The sequence below is a fragment of the Arthrobacter sulfonylureivorans genome, from assembly GCF_047607445.1.
In the GTDB taxonomy this organism is placed as follows: domain Bacteria; phylum Actinomycetota; class Actinomycetes; order Actinomycetales; family Micrococcaceae; genus Crystallibacter; species Crystallibacter sulfonylureivorans_A.
The window spans coordinates 22590-38735 of record NZ_JBLKRT010000025.1; the positions used below are offsets into that span (position 1 = coordinate 22590).

General features: G+C 64.9%; 13 protein-coding genes. 8 read left to right on the forward strand and 5 right to left on the reverse strand.

Annotated features, from left to right (window positions below; translation table 11 throughout):
• Positions 1-9 precede the first annotated feature (9 nt).
• On the reverse strand, positions 10-1443 hold the full coding sequence (gene zwf / locus ACMX2H_RS12730) for a glucose-6-phosphate dehydrogenase (RefSeq protein WP_414960853.1): 1434 nt from the start codon (positions 1441-1443) through the stop codon (positions 10-12).
• 289 nt (positions 1444-1732) lie between these two features.
• On the opposite strand from zwf, the gene ACMX2H_RS12735 reads away from it, so the two are divergent.
• Together ACMX2H_RS12735 and ACMX2H_RS12740 are read left to right on the forward strand one after the other, a co-directional pair.
• Complete coding sequence (locus tag ACMX2H_RS12735; RefSeq protein WP_414960854.1) at positions 1733-3142, forward strand: cytochrome ubiquinol oxidase subunit I; 1410 nt, start codon at positions 1733-1735, stop codon at positions 3140-3142.
• A 9-nt stretch (positions 3143-3151) separates the two neighbouring features.
• Positions 3152-4195, forward strand: a complete 1044-nt coding sequence (locus ACMX2H_RS12740) for a cytochrome d ubiquinol oxidase subunit II (protein ID WP_414960855.1) — start codon at positions 3152-3154, stop codon at positions 4193-4195.
• A gap of 115 nt (positions 4196-4310) precedes the next feature.
• Here the strand turns inward: ACMX2H_RS12740 and arfB are convergent, their stop codons facing one another.
• Positions 4311-4751 carry an alternative ribosome rescue aminoacyl-tRNA hydrolase ArfB gene (arfB, locus tag ACMX2H_RS12745; protein WP_414960856.1) on the reverse strand — a complete coding sequence of 147 codons (441 nt, stop codon included), beginning with the start codon at positions 4749-4751 and terminating at the stop codon, positions 4311-4313.
• A gap of 75 nt (positions 4752-4826) precedes the next feature.
• Between arfB and ACMX2H_RS12750 the strand changes: the two genes are divergently transcribed.
• A complete protein-coding gene (locus ACMX2H_RS12750) occupies positions 4827-5264 on the forward strand; it encodes a VOC family protein (protein ID WP_414960857.1) in 438 nt (145 codons plus the stop codon).
• Between the two features lie 536 nt (positions 5265-5800).
• Here the strand turns inward: ACMX2H_RS12750 and ACMX2H_RS12755 are convergent.
• Positions 5801-6445, reverse strand: a complete 645-nt coding sequence (locus ACMX2H_RS12755) for a dihydrofolate reductase family protein (protein ID WP_414960858.1) — start codon at positions 6443-6445, stop codon at positions 5801-5803.
• Positions 6446-6776: 331 nt separating this feature from the next.
• Here ACMX2H_RS12755 and ACMX2H_RS12760 point away from each other — a divergent pair, with 331 nt between their 5' ends.
• Positions 6777-7796 carry a HoxN/HupN/NixA family nickel/cobalt transporter gene (locus ACMX2H_RS12760; RefSeq protein ID WP_414960859.1) on the forward strand — a complete coding sequence of 340 codons (1020 nt, stop codon included), beginning with the start codon at positions 6777-6779 and terminating at the stop codon, positions 7794-7796.
• 86 nt (positions 7797-7882) lie between these two features.
• Here the strand turns inward: ACMX2H_RS12760 and ACMX2H_RS12765 are convergent, their stop codons facing one another.
• Entirely contained in the window at positions 7883-8395 is a 513-nt protein-coding gene (locus tag ACMX2H_RS12765) for a cupin domain-containing protein (protein WP_414960860.1), read from the reverse strand.
• Positions 8396-8519: 124 nt separating this feature from the next.
• Positions 8520-9962, reverse strand: coding sequence for an amino acid permease (locus tag ACMX2H_RS12770; RefSeq protein WP_414960861.1), 1443 nt, complete (start codon positions 9960-9962; stop codon positions 8520-8522).
• A 261-nt stretch (positions 9963-10223) separates the two neighbouring features.
• Here ACMX2H_RS12770 and ACMX2H_RS12775 point away from each other — a divergent pair, with 261 nt between their 5' ends.
• The 4 genes from ACMX2H_RS12775 (at position 10224) to nrfD (ending at position 16116) form a co-directional block, all read left to right on the forward strand.
• Positions 10224-10592, forward strand: a complete 369-nt coding sequence (locus ACMX2H_RS12775; protein WP_414960862.1) for an iron chaperone — start codon at positions 10224-10226, stop codon at positions 10590-10592.
• A gap of 140 nt (positions 10593-10732) precedes the next feature.
• Positions 10733-14038: a formate dehydrogenase gene (fdh, locus tag ACMX2H_RS12780; RefSeq protein ID WP_414960863.1), complete on the forward strand. Its 3306-nt coding sequence runs from the start codon at positions 10733-10735 to the stop codon at positions 14036-14038.
• Positions 14039-15037 carry a 4Fe-4S dicluster domain-containing protein gene (locus tag ACMX2H_RS12785; RefSeq protein ID WP_414960864.1) on the forward strand — a complete coding sequence of 333 codons (999 nt, stop codon included), beginning with the start codon at positions 14039-14041 and terminating at the stop codon, positions 15035-15037.
• Positions 15034-16116, forward strand: coding sequence for an NrfD/PsrC family molybdoenzyme membrane anchor subunit (gene nrfD, locus ACMX2H_RS12790; RefSeq protein WP_414960865.1), 1083 nt, complete (start codon positions 15034-15036; stop codon positions 16114-16116). Before ACMX2H_RS12785 ends, nrfD begins: the two co-directional genes overlap by 4 nt.
• The last annotated feature ends 30 nt before the right edge of the window (positions 16117-16146 follow it).

Genomic DNA, 16146 nt, shown 5'->3' on the forward strand with positions numbered 1-16146 from the left:
CCTTAAGACTCATGTCGCCAGCCAAGGCCAGTGCCAACCGGCGTAATCGGCAGTCAGTTCATCTGCGGCTGCCGGCCCCCAAGACCCGGGCTTGTAGCTGTGCACCGGTGGCGGCGCATCCAGGAGTGGCTGCATGATCCGCCACGTCTCCTCGACCCCGTCTTGGCGGGTGAAACGTGTACTGTTTCCGACCATCGCCGCGTGGAGCAAGACTTCATACGGAGTCGGCCCCTCGCCCCCTTCTTCAGCAAACTCCATGTCGAGGTCGATGGCGCCGGGCCCCACCGTGTCCGCGCGGAGAGCCTCAACTTTGAGCATGGCACCGGTCGACGGATCAAGCCTGATGAGGATCTGGTTGGGCTCTGGTAAGCGGTCGGATCCGAAGTTGAAACCGAGCCGGGGCGGCTGCTTGAACACCAGCCGAAGCTCGGTTTGAGTGACCGGAAGCTTCTTGCCGGCCCGAATGAAGAACGGCACCCCCGACCAGCGCCAATTATCGATGTCGAGGCGCAGCGCGGCGTAGGTCTCCGTCGTCGAATCCGCCGCCACTCCGTTGATGCTCTGGTAACCCTCATACTGCCCGCGAACGTAGTGGACGGGATCGGCCTCGGAGACCGAGCGGAACAAAGCGACCTGCGAGTCCTTGAGCGTTTGCGGATTACCCCCAGACGGCGGCTCCATAGCAGCCGCGGAGACGACCTGCATAAGGTGATTGACCACCACGTCGCGCAGCGCACCGACGGGATCGTAGAAGTGGCCACGGTCCTCGACGCCGAAATTTTCGGCCATCGTGATCTGGACGCACTCGACGTAGTTTCGGTTCCAGATCGGTTCAAGCATCGTGTTGGCGAACCGCAGGTAGATGATCTCCTCCAGGCCCATCTTCCCCAGATAGTGGTCGATCCGGTACAACTGCGACTCGTCGATGAACTGGTGCAACTCCTCGGCCAGGGCGCGAGCCGAAGCTCGGTCATGCCCGAACGGCTTTTCTACCACTACCCGCGCCGTCGCGGTCAGGCCGGCCCGGGCCAAGCCCTTGACGACTGTGCCGAACAAGAAGGGCGGGATTTCGAGGTAGAACACAGGGCTGTCGGCGCCCTTAATCGCCTCGGCGACCCGGCCATAGGTCGCCGCGTCGCCGAAATCGCCCTGCACATAGGACAGACGGGCCGCGAAGCGGTCGAAGACGGCGGCGTCGATCACCTCTCCAGTGCCCTTGATCGACGCCCGGGCCCGTTCCACCAACTGATCAACCGTCCAATCATCGACGGCCACCCCGATGATCGGACACTGCAACAGACCCCGCTGCTCCAGCCGGTACAGCGACCTGAACGTCATTACCCTGGCCAGGTCTCCGGTGATCCCGAACACCACGAACGCGTCGGCGGAACCCTGACCTGCGCTAACCGGCTGGCCACGGCCAGCCGCGCTTCGGTCGTCCATGGGTGCTGTCATGGCATCTCCTCAACGTGATCGGCGCTCAACCAGAAAATGAACGTGCTGGCGGCCTCCGTGCCGGAGCGGACCTGAAACCGGCATCTATCAGAGCCAACCACTGCCTCCCGGTCCCCGTCATCACCCATTTTGCGTGATGACGCCGTCCGCCCCGGGGTTCAGGATCAGTGCCTAGAGGCAGCAACGGTAGATCCGAGAACTCGCTCCAGGAGGCTCCGGCCTTGACTATCCCCGGGACCCCCATGGCAGCTGTCAATGACGCCGGAAGGGGTGCGACATGACGCTGTTCGCTGACGTCCTCATCCCCACCATGGAGGTGAACCCGGTTCCGTGGGCCCGTGCACAGATGGCGTTCACGCTGGCCTTCCACATCGTCCTGGTGCCACTCGGCGTGTCCTGGTCGGTGATGGCGCTGATCGCCAACTACCGAGGCATCCGTCGGGCGGACGCTGTCGCCATCCGGCTGGCACAGCGCTGGTCGAAGTACATGGCGGTCACCTTCGCAGTCGGCGCCGTCACCGGAACGGTTCTCTCCTTTGAGTTCGGCCTGCTCTGGCCTCAGTTCATGGGGCACTGGGGCGAGGCGTTCGGCGTGCCTTTCGCGTTCGAGGGTCTGTTCTTCTTTCTCGAGGCCGTATTCATCTCGATCTACATCTTCGGCTGGCGGCGACTCAAACCCTGGACCCACTTCTGGACCGGCGTCCCCATCGCCGTCGCCGGCATCTTCGGCAGCATTTCGGTGGTGGCCGCCAACGCGTGGATGAACTCCCCCGAAGGGGTCACGCTGGACACCGCCGGGAACGTCGTGGCGGTGGATCCGCTCGGGGTGATCTTCAACCGGGCCATGCCGCTGATGGCGGCTCACATGGTGATTGCGGCCTATCTGGTCGGCGGCTTCCTGGTGGCCATGGTCTACGCTACGGCGATGCTGCGCGGGCGGCGGGACCACTACCACAGGCTCGGTTTCCTCATCGCCTTCACCGTGGCCGCCGGCGCCGTCCCGGTGCAGATGGGAGTCGGTGACGGCCTGGCCCGCTGGGTCTACAGCAACCAGCCGGTAAAGTTCGCCGCCATCGAGATGGTGCCGACCACCGGCAGCGACGTGCCCGAGACGCTGCTTGGCCATCTCAACGCGGAAGGAGAGGTGGTGGGCGGTGTCCCCATCCCCGGGCTGGCCTCGTGGTTGTCCGACCCTAGCACTGGCCGGGCGACCGTCGTGCAGGGGCTCGACAGCGTACCCGCGGACGAGCGGCCGACGAACCGCCAGGTGAACGTCGTCCATCTCGCGTGGGACGTCATGGTCGGCGTCGGAACTGCCCTGTTCTTGCTGACGCTGTGGTACTGGGCATCGTGGATCTTCCGACGAGACATGCCGCGCAGCAAGTGGTTCCTGCGCTGCGCCGTCACAGCCGGGCCGCTGGCCGTCCTGGCGCTGGAGGCAGGCTGGACGGTGAGCGAGGTCGGACGCCAGCCCTGGATCGTCTACAACAAGATGCGGGTGGAGGACGCCGCGACCACCAACACCGGAGTTTGGATAACTTTCATCGCGGTCACGATTCTCTACATCGGGCTGGGCATCACCACAATCCTCGTCCTGCGTGGGATGAGTCGTCGCTACCGTGAGGCACAGCGGTTCGAGGAGGCAGATTCCCCGTATGGTCCGCGCCAGCAGGTGGAAGAGACCTAGGGATCACCAGTGGACACCGCCGCGGCCCTGCTCTTGTTCGCTGCCATCACCATTTACGCGATCTTCGGCGGCGCTGACTTCGGTGCCGGCTTTTGGGACTTGACCGCTGGCGGCGCGAAGCGTGGCGAGCGGCCGCGCGAGGTCATCGACCACTCGATCGGACCCGTGTGGGAAGCGAACCACGTGTGGCTGATCTTCATCTTCGTCGTGCTCTGGACGTGTTTCTCCGAGGCCTACGCATCGATCACCTTGACCATGTTCGTGCCCCTCACCCTGGCGGCCCTTGGCATAGTCCTGCGCGGTGCCGGCTTCGCCTTCGGTAAGGCGGTGTTTCGGCAGCCAGCCCGCCGCAGCTTCGGCGTCATCTTCGCCGTCTCCTCGGTGCTGGTGCCCTACTGCTTCGGCGCCATCGCGGGCGGCATCGCATCCGGCCAGGTTCCGGCCGGCGGCCGGGCGGGCGATGCGCTGCACAGTTGGGTCAACCCGACGTCGATTGTCATGGGGCTGCTGGCCGTATCCGTGACGGCCTACGTCGCCGCGGTACTGCTCACCTGGGATGCCGGTCGCCTCTCCGACGAGGCGATGGTCGGCTACTTCCGCGTCCGCGCCGTGGCAGCCGGCGCCGCGGCTGGGGCCGTCGCCTTGGTTGGTCTCTTCGTCGTACGCAGCGAAGCTGGCTACGTCTTCGAAGGACTCACCTCACGGGCCCTGCCGCTGGTGATCATCTCGGTGGTCGCCGGGCTCGGTGCGCTGGTCCTGCTCCGGGGTCGCCCGCGCCGCGGAGGGCGGTTGGCCGCGATCGCCGCGGCCGGTGCCCTCGTGCTGGCCTGGGGCGTCGCACAGTGGGACTACCTGCTGCCGGAAACGCTCACGGTCTCCGCGGCGGCTGCGCCGTCGGGCACGATCACCGCCGTGCTGGTCGCGGCCGGTCTCGCCGTGCTGCTGATCGTGCCGGCCTTCATTTTGTTGTACGTGCTCGACCAGCGCGGACTGCTTCCCGAAGAAGGCGGCGAAGACGAGTCCGATCGGGGCCCCGGGATCGTGGGTCCCTGACTGCACTGGCGAGGTGGCCAGCAAGCGAGCGGTTGACAGGGTATTGACTGGAGGGTGGGCCAGGGCATCTCGGATCACCAAACTGACTGCCCAACGATCTCGCTAACAAAGAAGGTTACTCGGGCTCTGGGCGCCGGCGGTTGCGCTTGGTTTCGGAGCGCAACCGTTTTCCTGCGAGCCGACGTCGCTGTGAGCCACGGGTGGGTCGGCTCGGTCGCCGCACAATGGTGGGAGCCAATGCGTCGCGGAGGACTGCGACGAGGCGTTGCCTGGCGGCGGTCCGGTTGAGCCGCTGGGAGCGGTGCTCGGAGGCGCTGATGGTGAGCACCGTGCCGGAGATCCGCTCCGAGAGCCGGTCGAGGGCGCGTTCACGCTGGACGTCGCTCAGCGCTGTTGTGGAGCCTAGGTCGAGACTCAGTTGCACGCGCGAGTCCGCTGTATTCACGCTCTGGCCGCCGGGTCCGGAGGCTCGGGAGAACTGCTCCAGCAGCTCTGATGCTGGTATCCGGAGTCCGCCGGGCACGCCGGGTCCCGGGGGTACATACAGGTCGTCCACGCCTTTATTGTCCCGCAGCACCGGCGCGAAGCAGGGCCTTCACGGGTGCGCTCTCGGCTGGCTAACATGACGCGCATGGCCATCAAACTTGAGAACGTCGCGATCGCAGTCCGGGACCTCGAGGCAACGATCGCTTTTTTCACCGACCTGGGTCTTTCGGTTATCGGCCGTGACACGGTCAGCGGTGAGTGGACCGACACCGCCGTCGGGCTTGATGGCAACCATGCCAAGATCGCGATGCTGCAGACCCCGGACGGCCACGGCCGGCTCGAGCTCTTCGAGTACATCCACCCCGATGCGATCGAGACGGCGCCCACGCGGCCCAACGAAATTGGCATGCACAGGGTCGCTTTCTCGGTCGATGACTTGGACAAGGCCCTGGAGATAGCCGCGAAGCACGGCTGCCGTCCGCTTCGCGGTGTGGCCACCTATGAGGACGTCTATAAGCTCACCTACGTCCGCGGTCCCAGCGGCATCATCGTGATGCTCGCTGAGGAACTGAAGAAGAGCTGACGGCTGATCGGCCGCTGAACGCCTGCGCTCAGTCGCTGAGCTCGGCGGTGGCTACTTCGTACTCGTCGACCTCAAGGACCTCCAGCGTGAGGGAGGTGCTTGCCTCAGAGCGAAGTCTGTTAGCCATCTCCTTGCTTGCCGCGAGGTTTTCCTCCGTGTCATATAGCGCGATGGAGAACGATTTGCCGTTCTCCCTCCCATTCATGAAATAGAAGCCCCGGCAACCGGGGAGCTGCAGCACCCGCTTGACGATATCCTCCGCGGGTCCGCTGGACGGATCCTGGCTGCCTCGATAAGTGCTGACACGAGCGAACATAATTCCTCCAATCGCTATGCGGCTGGAGCCCCGCTGCCCGCTGCCTTATCACTGGCGCCATTTCGAGGGTGGAGACAGCCTGGCGGCAAGCCATATGGGTAGTTCGGGCTCCTCCCACCAGTAGGAACCTCTCAGCGACTCCGAGCAATGCCGGGACTCGACAATAATGCCAACGCTTCGTCAGCGGTAGCTCTACTTGCAGCCGCAGATGAGGAGCGGCCTAGCGACGGAATGTCAGGTGGACCGTGCCGCTCTCTGCCGTTTCGGCGGTCACGTCGTAGCCGGTTTCCAAGCCGCGCAGGTCGTCCCAGAGGCGGATGCCGCGGCCGAGAATGATCGGCGCGATCGCCACGTGGAGTTGATCGACGAGCCCGGCCTTCAGGAAGTCGCGCACGACGGTCGCTCCGCCGCCAACACGGACGTCCTTGCCGCCGGCGGCTTCCAGTGCCCGGTCGAGCGCTTCCTGTGGCGTTGCGGAGAGGAAATGGAAAATGGTGCCGCCGGTCATCTCGATCGAGGGCCGTGGGGCGCGGTGCGTGAGCACGAAAACCGGGATCCGGAATGGGGGCTCGTCGCCCCACCATCCTCGCCAGTCCGGGTCGTCAGGAAAGTTGTGCAGGCCGAACATCCCGGCACCCATGATCTCCGCCCCGGTGTCAGCGAAGTACGCCTCCGCATACTTGTCGTCGACGCCAGTCGTGCCCTGGCCCGAGGCGTCGTGCAGGACGCGCTCGCGGAAGGTTCTGGTCGCGGCATACGCGTCGACCAAGCGGGGCCAGTCGTCGCCGAAGGGGTTCTCCGGGGTTTGATCCGTCGTGGTGGCGAACCCGTCGAGCGAGATGTTGAGGTCAACGCGAACGGCCATCGGTACTCCAAGTCGTCAGTGCTTGTCGATTGCCATCACGATACTGGAGGCTCCGAATGCGTCAAGAAGGATTCCGAGGCCCCGGGCCGGTTGATGGTTCGATGCAGTTGCCGCTTTGGGGACCGGGTGGGCGGTGAAGCGCAGCGGGGTGAAAGCGCATCTTTGACGAGACAACGCGGCCGCTTGACAGGGCAATGTGTGCTCTGCATTCTGGGCGGAGGTGCTCCATTGATATCCCACAGGCGAAGCAGTCATGCGGCCAGAGTGGCAGGAAATCGTGAAACGTCACCCCCAAAGACAGGCAGCTGGCAGCCGGAAAAGTGTCTTGGGCATGGCCTCGGTGATTGCGTTCCTGCTGGTCACCGGGTGGGGCATGTTCTTCGCCGTCGTCTTACCTGGGCACTCCGAAGTGGCAGATCGGGCGCCCTTCGGTCTCGGACTGGCCTTTACTGCTTTCATTTTGGGGGCGCGCCACGCGTTTGATGCCGACCATATTGCAGCGGTGGACAACACAACGCGCAAGCTGGTGGGGGAGGGTAGCCGGCCGGTGTCCGTAGGCTTTTGGTTCGCCTTGGGGCATTCGACCGTCGTGATCGTTGCTGTCTCGCTGCTGGCCGCCGGGCTGCATAGCCTGGCCGGCCAGATCTCCGACGGCGATTCGCTGCTGGCTTCCGTCACCGGAGTTTGGGGTGTCATCGTTTCCGGGCTGTTCCTGCTGCTGATCGGTACATTGAACCTGTATTCATTCATCGGGATCGCCCGCGTCTTCCGCCAGCTCAGGAGCGGCGAATACAACGAAGCTGAAGTCGAGGACCTGCTGCAAAACCGCGGGCTCCTTAACCGGGTGTTGGCACCGCTTGCTCGACAGATCGACCGGCCCTGGAAGATGTACCCCATTGGTGTGTTGTTCGGGCTGGGGTTCGATACGGCAACGACGATTGGCCTGTTTGTCATCGGCGGCAGTGCCGCCCTCACCGCACCCTGGTATGTGGCTCTCGTTCTGCCGGTCTTGTTCACCGCCGGCATGACGTTGTTCGACACGCTCGATGGCATCTTTATGCACCGGGCCTACCAGTGGGCCTACGCACGCCCGGTCCGGAAGGTGTACTACAACCTCATGGTCACCGGGTCGTCCGTCCTGCTGGCTTTCCTCGTCGGCGGAGTCGGACTAATGGGACTGGTGGCCGAGAGGATGAAGGTAGACAGCGGTCCCGTGGCCTGGGTCGCGTCCGTGAACTTGGAGAACTTTGGCTTCCTGATCTGCGCGCTGTTCGCGGCAACATGGCTGGCCGCGGTCGCGTACTGGAAAATCGGCCGAATCGAGGCCCGCTATTCGCTGCCGGACCGATGAGCGGCAGCCGTTGGTTGGTGCATGCCGCGATGCTCTTGGCTGCTCTGGGGATCTACTGAAATCCGGTGTGTCTGCGGACCGTCGCATCACATCGGAGGAGTCAGGCCGTACCGGGCTATGATGCCGGGCAACCAGGGCGCCTCGCCGAACTGGAGGCCGTACTCGGCTGCCAGTTTGCCGATGGCGTCCGGATCAGTTGGTTCGCCGGTTTCGAGTTGATCGGCCACTGCCCAGAAGAAGTGCTCGAATCCGGCGGGGCTGATCACTTCGATCATCCTCGCCGGAACCTTCCCTGCGTTCCACATGGTGTGCAGTTCTCCGCGCGGCTTGGTGATGTAGCCACCTGCGCCCAGCACGGCCTCCCGCTCACCGGAGCGGAAGCCGATTTCGCCTTCAAGGACGATCGAATACTCATCCTCGCGGGTATGCATGTGCGGCGGAACCAAGGCCCCGACCGGGAACGGGTGCTCAACGATCGAGACCTGCTCGTTGGTATGTTCGCCGAACAGTTTGAAAACAACCCCAATGCTTCCGAGATTGCCATGGCGTCCTTCCCCTGGCTGCACGACGGTGAGCCGTGGAGCCTCCTCAGCGCCCATGACGGGCCACCCCTTTCTCACTCCGTATTCTTATTCCGTTTCTTCAGCTGACCTGTCCGGGGCCTCTCTCCGAACGCCCTGAGCGTGCGGTGACCAAGCCGCCATACAGGTCCGGGCCGTCAGCTCACTGCACGGCCCTGTGGCGGGGACTGTTCGGGTTCATCAGCGAGTGCTTGCGGCTGTAGAAGATGTAGATGACCAGACCGATGATCAGCCAGACCGCAAAGCGCAGCCAGGTTTCCCAGTGCAACTGGAACATCAGGAACAAGGAGGCGAGGACGCCGAAGGCAGGGACTACGGGCATCAGCGGCAGCCGGAAGCTGCGCGGCACATCCGGCCGGGTACGCCGCAGCACGATGACGGCGATACTGACTACCACGAAGGCGGCCAGGATGCCGATGTTCGTCAGGTCCGCCACGGCCCGGATGGGGAACACCCCGGCCAGCAGCGCTGCCGCGATGCCGGCGATCCAGGTCACCCGCTGCGGAGTGCCGCGCCGGTCTGTGGCGGAGAACCAGGCCGGCAGCAGTCCGTCGCGGCTCATCGAGAACCAGACGCGGGTCACGCCGAGCAGGAAGGTGAGCATCACGGTCAGGATCGATACCACGGCAAAGGCGGAAATGATCGTGGCCACCGCCGGCAGCCCGACAGACTCAAAGGCGGACGCAAACCCTGCGGTCGGATTGATGTCTGTGTAGTTCTGCATGCCGGTCAACACCAGGGTGGCCAGCACGTACAACGTCATCGCGATACCCAATGACAGCAGGATCGCCTTCGGCATGTACTTCTTGCCGTCCACGGATTCCTCCGCCGCCGTGCTCATGGCGTCATAACCGAAGACCGCGAAGAAGACGGTGGCAGCCCCGGCCAGCACCGGACCAAACCCCGAGGGCATGAACGGGGTGTAATTTCCCGGGTCCACAAAGAAGAAGCCCAGCCCAATGATGAAGAGGATCAGCGCGATCTTCAGCCCCACCGCTATCAGCTCGAACCGGCCGAAGGTGCGGGTCCCGCGGCTGAGGATCCAAGCGATCAGCAAGCACACCACAATGGCCGGCACATTGATCACGCCGCCCTCGACCGTGTCGCCCGTGCCCTCCATCCAAGCCGGTATCTGGACGCCGATGCCCTCCATGAAGGCGCTGAAATAGCCCGAAATGCCAATGGCGACGACGGCGACGATGGCCGTGTATTCCAGCAGCAGGTCCCAGCCGATGAACCAGCCGATCAGTTCCCCGAGCGCCACATAGCCGTAGGTATAGGCGGAGCCGGCAAACGGGATCATGCCGGCGAACTCTGAGTACGATAGTGCAGCCGCGGCGCTGGCCAGGCCGGCGATGAGGAAGGAAATGAGGACCGCCGGACCGACCGGCGGAGCCTCGCCGCCGCCGTTGGCCACCAGCCCGGCGAGCGTAAAGATGCCGATGCCGATGATGCCGCCAACGCCGATCGCGGTCAGCTGCCACAGGCCGAGGCTTTTGGAAAGATGGCTTTCCCCGCTTTCCTCCACCATCTCGGTAATCGGTTTGCGCCTCAGGATGGATTGGGAACCGCTCCAAATGGACATGCCGGACTCCGATGTTCGCGCCTGCATCTGCCGCCGGAGCCCTGTGCCAGGGGCGGCTCCGCCGTGCGGATGCCCTGTACGTGTTCGAGTATGGACCGCACGACGCCTGCTGTGAATATCTTGCCGGTCCCCGCATCGAAATGCAGGCCCGTCGGTGGTGGGCCGGGCTGCCCGTATCGGGCGGGGGAGCGGACGCGGCAGCGATGCACCGGGACGCCGTCGAACCGATGCCGGTTGTCCGGGAAGAGGTACGTTGAGAGCGTGAACAAGCCGCAGACCGTTGACGAATACCTCGAATCGTTCCCGGAAGAGGCCGCTCGGCGGCTGGCCGAACTCCGCCAGCTGAGCCGCACCCATGTTCCGCAGGCCGACGAAGGGCTGAAGTGGGGTAATCCGGCCTACTCCCTGGACGGAACCATCATGTTTATTTTCGCCGGCTACCAACAGCACGCGAATTTTGTTTTCACACCCAGCACCTTGGATGCGTTCAGCGCCGAACTTGCCGGTTTCCAGACCGGCAAAGGCTCCATCAAACTGCCGTATTCGGGGCCGGTTCCCGCTGAGCTGCTGGGCCGAATGATGGCCCACCGCATCCGGGAATTCCGGGAAGACGGTGTCCTTTGGATGTAGGTGTGCGGTGTAATCCGCAGCGTCCTGAGGTTCCCTTGAACGGATGAGCCGCCGGTTCGGCGGACTGGACTTTGAGGGCTGCCCGCAGCGGCGCCGTCGCGCCCCTGTTGCCCGTGCATGGTTTGGGTTAGGGTGGGCGCATGTCGCGGTTCAGCTATCTGGAGTGGCCGGTGGTACGGCAGTTCCGGACGAGTGATTCACTGGGGCGGAGCGGGGCCGTCACCTCGCCCCGAACCCGCGATATCGCTCCGCGAACGTCCACCGCGGACCGCGTGGTGCAAAGCGTGTGTCCCTATTGCGCGGTGGGGTGCGGCCAGCGCGTTTTCGTCAAGGATGAGAAGGTCGTCCAGATCGAAGGCGACCCGGATTCGCCGATTTCCCGGGGTCGGCTCTGCCCCAAGGGGTCAGCGAGCGAGCAGCTGGTCAATGCGCCGAGCCGGCAGACGCAGGTGCTGTATCGGGCACCCCATGCCAAGGACTGGCAGCACCTGGACCTGGACACCGCCGTCGAGATGGTGGCCGAGAGGTTCCTCGAAGCGCGCCGGAACAACTGGCAGGAAAACGATGAGCATGGTCGTCGGCTTCGGAGGACCATGGGGATCGCGGGGTTGGGCGGGGCCACGCTGGACAATGAAGAGAACTATCTGATCAAGAAACTCTTCACCGCAGCGGGCGCCATCCAACTGGAAAACCAAGCACGCATTTGACACTCCGCCACGGTTCCCAGTCTGGGAACCTCCTTTGGACGCGGCGGAGCGACGCAATCGCTTCAGGACATGGCCAATGCTGACTGCATTGTGATTCAGGGTTCAAACATGGCCGAGTGCCATCCCGTCGGTTACCAGTGGGTGACGGAGGCCAAGGCACGCGGCGCGAAGGTCATCCATGTGGATCCGCGCTTCACCCGCACCAGCGCGGTGGCCGACAAGCACGTCCCGATCCGCGCCGGCTCGGACATCGTGCTGCTGGGTGCGCTGATCAACCACGTGATCAGCAACGATCTGTGGTTCAAGGAATATGTCCTTGCCTACACGAACGCGGCAACGCTGGTGAACGAAGAGTTCCGTGACACCGAAGACCTGGACGGGCTGTTCTCCGGATTTGAGCCTGAGACGGGCCACTACAATCTGGCGTCCTGGGCTTATGAGCGGAAGTCAGAGACAGAAGAGTCGGTAGAACACGGACACGAACACGGCGCCGATACCGCCGCCCGGGCCGCCGGGGATCAGTATGGCAGCGGTGGTCCGCCGATGGGGCGCCCTGATTTTGTGCAGGACCCGACCCTCGAGCACCCACGGACGGTGTTCCAGATCCTGAAGCGCCACTACTCGCGCTATACCCCGGAAATGGTCCGGGATGCCTGCGGCATCTCGCTGGCGGATTTTGACTACCTGGCGCGGGCCGTCACGGAGAACTCCGGCCGCGACCGGACCACCTGCTTTGCGTATGCCGTCGGCTGGACCCAGCACACCGTGGGTGCGCAGTTCATCCGGACCGCGGCGATCCTGCAGCTTTTGCTGGGCAACGTGGGGCGGCCTGGCGGCGGCATCATGGCGCTGCGCGGCCATGCCAGCATCCAGGGCTCCACCGACATCCCCACGCTGTTCAACCTGTTGCCCGGATACCTCCCCATGCCGAAGGCCGGCATTGAGACGCTGAGCGAATACTGCGACGCCATCGCGTCCAAGGAGCAGAAGGGCTTCTGGGCAGACGCGGACGCCTACACCATCAGCTTGCTCAAAGCCTGGTGGGGCGACGCCGCCAACGAAGACTCGGACTGGGCCTATGGGTACCTGCCCCGGATTGACGGTCCGCACGGGACCTACCAGACGGTGATGAACATGCTTGCCGATGAGGTAGACGGCTACTTCATCTTTGGCCAGAATCCGGCCATCGGGTCCGCCAATGGCCGGATGCAGCGCCTTGGTATGTCCCATCTGAAATGGCTGGTGGTGCGCGATCTCAACCTGATCGAGTCGGCCACGTGGTGGAAGGACGGTCCGGAGATCGCTTCGGGCGAGCTGCGCACTGAGGACATCGGCACCGAGGTCTTCTTCTTGCCGGCGGCGACCCATGTGGAAAAGGCAGGCTCCTTCACACAGACCCAGCGACTGCTGCAATGGCGGCATCAGGCTGTCCGGCCGCCGGGCGACTGCCAGAGCGAACTGCAGTTCTTCTATGAGCTGGGCAAGCGCATCCGGGCCAAGCTTGCGGACTCGACCGATGAACGGGACCGGCCGCTGCTGGATTTAACCTGGGACTATCCCACCGATGAAAACGGCGAGCCTGACGGCGAGGCGGTGCTGGCTGAAATCAACGGCCGCCACCTCAGTGGCCCCAAGGCCGGCCAGCCTCTCTCGTCGTACACCGAGATGCGCCCCGACGGCTCGACGGATGGCGGATGCTGGATCTACACCGGCGTTTACGCGGACGGCATTAACCACGCCGCAGACCGAAAGCCCGGCCAGGAACAAGGGCCAGTCGCCTCCGAATGGGGCTGGGCCTGGCCTGCCAATCGCCGCATTCTCTACAACCGCGCCTCGGCGGACCCCGAGGGAAAGCCGTGGAGCGAACGCAAGAAGTACATCTGGTGGGACCAGAAGCAAAACCGGTGGACCGGCGAGGACGTCCCCGACTTCCCAGCAGATCGAGCTCCGGGAAGCCGTCCTGATATATCCCTTGGCGGCGCAGCCGCGCTGGCCGGGGACGATCCCTTCATCATGCAAGCCGACGGCAAAGGATGGCTGTTCGCGCCGAAAGGCATGGTGGACGGTCCGCTGCCGACTCACTATGAGCCGCAGGAGTCCCCGGTGGCCAACCCGCTCTACCGGCAGCAGCAGAACCCGGCCCGGCTGATCTATCCGCGCGAAGACAACCTCAGCGCCCCCAGTGCGGGCACGCCGGGGGCGGACATCTACCCGTACGTCTTCACCACGTACCGGTTGACCGAACACCACACGGCCGGCGGCATGAGCCGATGGCTGCCGTACCTCTCCGAGCTTCAGCCGGAGATGTTCTGCGAAGTATCCCCGGAACTGGCGGCCGAACGCGGATTGGAACCCTACGGCTGGGCAACCATCATCTCAACACGGGCCGCCATCGAGGCTAAGGTACTCGTCACCGACCGGGTGAGACCGTTGGTGGTCGGCGGGCGCACGATGCACCAGATCGGGCTGCCCTACCACTGGGGAGTCGGCGGTGACGCCGTCGTCAGCGGCGATGCGGCCAACGATCTGCTCGGAGTGACACTTGACCCGAACGTGCAGATCCAGGAATCGAAAGCCGGATCGTGCGACATCATCCCGGGTCGTCGGCCGCAGGGGCCCGAACTCCTGTCCTTGGTGGCCGCCTATCAGGCCCGCGCCGGTGTGACGCCCGAGACCGGCAGCGACAAGGTCACCGGCCCCAACCGGGTGTCGGGCGACGACGCGACGAGGGAAGGCTAAATGAACAAGCTGACCGAAGCCCCCGGACACATCCCGCACACGGGACACCCTCGAAAGGGCTTTTTCACCGACACGTCGATCTGCATCGGGTGCAAAGCCTGCGAAGTGGCCTGCAAGGAGTGGAACCGCAATCCCCACGACTCGGAGTTCGAGCTGCTCGAGTCCTCGTATGACAACACCGGCTCGTTGGGAGCCGACACCTGGCGGCATGTTGCCTTCATTGAGCAGGACCGTGAGCATATCGACAAGGCACGCGAATCGGGGCGGGCGCTGGTCAGCCTCGGCATGCCCGGCATCGGACCGCCGGGCGCCCCCGCAGCTGCGGGCAGTTCACCCGACGTGGACACGACGCCGCCGGACACGCCCGATTTCCGGTGGCTGATGTCTTCGGACGTGTGCAAGCACTGCACCAATGCCGGGTGCCTCGACGTCTGCCCGACCGGTGCCCTGTTCCGGACCGAACACGGCACGGTTGTGGTGCAGGACGATGTCTGTAATGGCTGCGGAACCTGCGTCGCGGGATGCCCGTTCGGAGTGATCGAGCGGCGCAGCGATGGCACTGCCGGAGTGAAGGGACAGCGCGATTTCACCCCGGGGGAGCAGGCGCCGACCCGCAACGTAGGCGTCGCGCAGAAATGCACGCTGTGCTACGACCGGATGGTTGATGGCCAGACTCCCGCCTGTGCCCAGGCCTGCCCGACGACGTCGATCAAGTACGGTGAGCGCGAGCAGATGGTGAGCACCGCGAAAGAGCGCGTTGCCGAACTGCACGCGCAGGGGCTGACCGAGGCGCGCCTCTACGGGGCCAACGACGCCGACGGTGTGGGAGGCACCGGTTCGGTGTTCCTGCTGCTGGATGAACCGGAGGTGTACGGTCTGCCGCCGGATCCGCGCGTGCCCACCGCCGACCTGCCACGAATGTTCAAGCGGGCCGGCCTTGCCGCTGCCGGCATGCTGGCCGCGGCCGCTGCGGCCTTTCTGGTGGGAGGCCGCCCTTGACCGTCTCCGACTTCGACGACTACCGGCCGCCCGAACCGCCTCGCCGCTCCAAGCGTGGAGGCAAGCGGAGGCGCGCCGGGGCGGGGGAGGGGCCGGGCGAGACGCCGATGGTGCCGGAGGCGGAGTTCACCTCCTACTACGGCCGGCCGGTGGTCAAACCACCGCCGTGGGGCGACCCGATCAGTGCTTACCTCTTTTTGGGGGGCGTGGCGGGCGGTTCCGCGCTGCTTGGACTCGGCGGACAGCTCACGGGCAGGCCGGTACTGTGCCGGAACAGCAGGCTTGCAGCCCTTGCATCGGTGGGAATTGGTGCTGCGGCGCTGGTTGCCGATCTGGGCCGGCCGGAGCGTTTCCTCAATATGCTGCGGACCATCAAACCCACGTCACCGATGAGTTTGGGCTCCTGGATCCTGGCGGCGTTTAGCGCCGGCGTCGGTATCTCCGCAGCTTCCGAGATCGACCGCATGACCGGATCGCGGCTCCCGCTGGGGCCGCTGCGCAAAGTGCTGCGCACGATCGAGGGGCCGGCGGGCGTCGAGGCGGCTTTGTTCGCCACCCCGCTCTCCGCCTACACCGCGGTGTTGTTGTCGGATACTGCCAACCCGACGTGGAACGCAGCGCGCGAAGACCTGCCCTTCGTCTTCGTCAGTTCTGCCAGCCTGGCCGCAGCCGGTCTGGCGATGATCACCACGCCGGTCCAGCAAGCAGGCCCGGCCCGCGTGCTGGCGGTCCTGGGCGTTGCCGGCGATCTGATCGCCACCCGGGCCATGGAACACCGAATGGACCCGGTCGCGGCCGAACCTCTCCGCGAGGGTGCGCCCGGACGCATGCTCGCGTGGAGTCAGTGGCTGGCTGCCGCCGGCGGCATCGGAGTCATGGCCGGCGGCAGGCACCGGCCGGTGGCGGCGGCCTGCGGCGTGGTCCTGCTGACGGCCTCGGCACTGACTCGGTTCGGAGTTCTGCGGGCCGGCATCCGCTCGACCGAAGACCCCCGGTACACGATTGAACCGCAGAAGCGACGGCTCGCGACCCGCCGGAAAGCCGGCATCGTCGACGATTCGATCACGACCGCCGGCTAGGCGGGATCACGACTGCCGGATAGGCCGGGA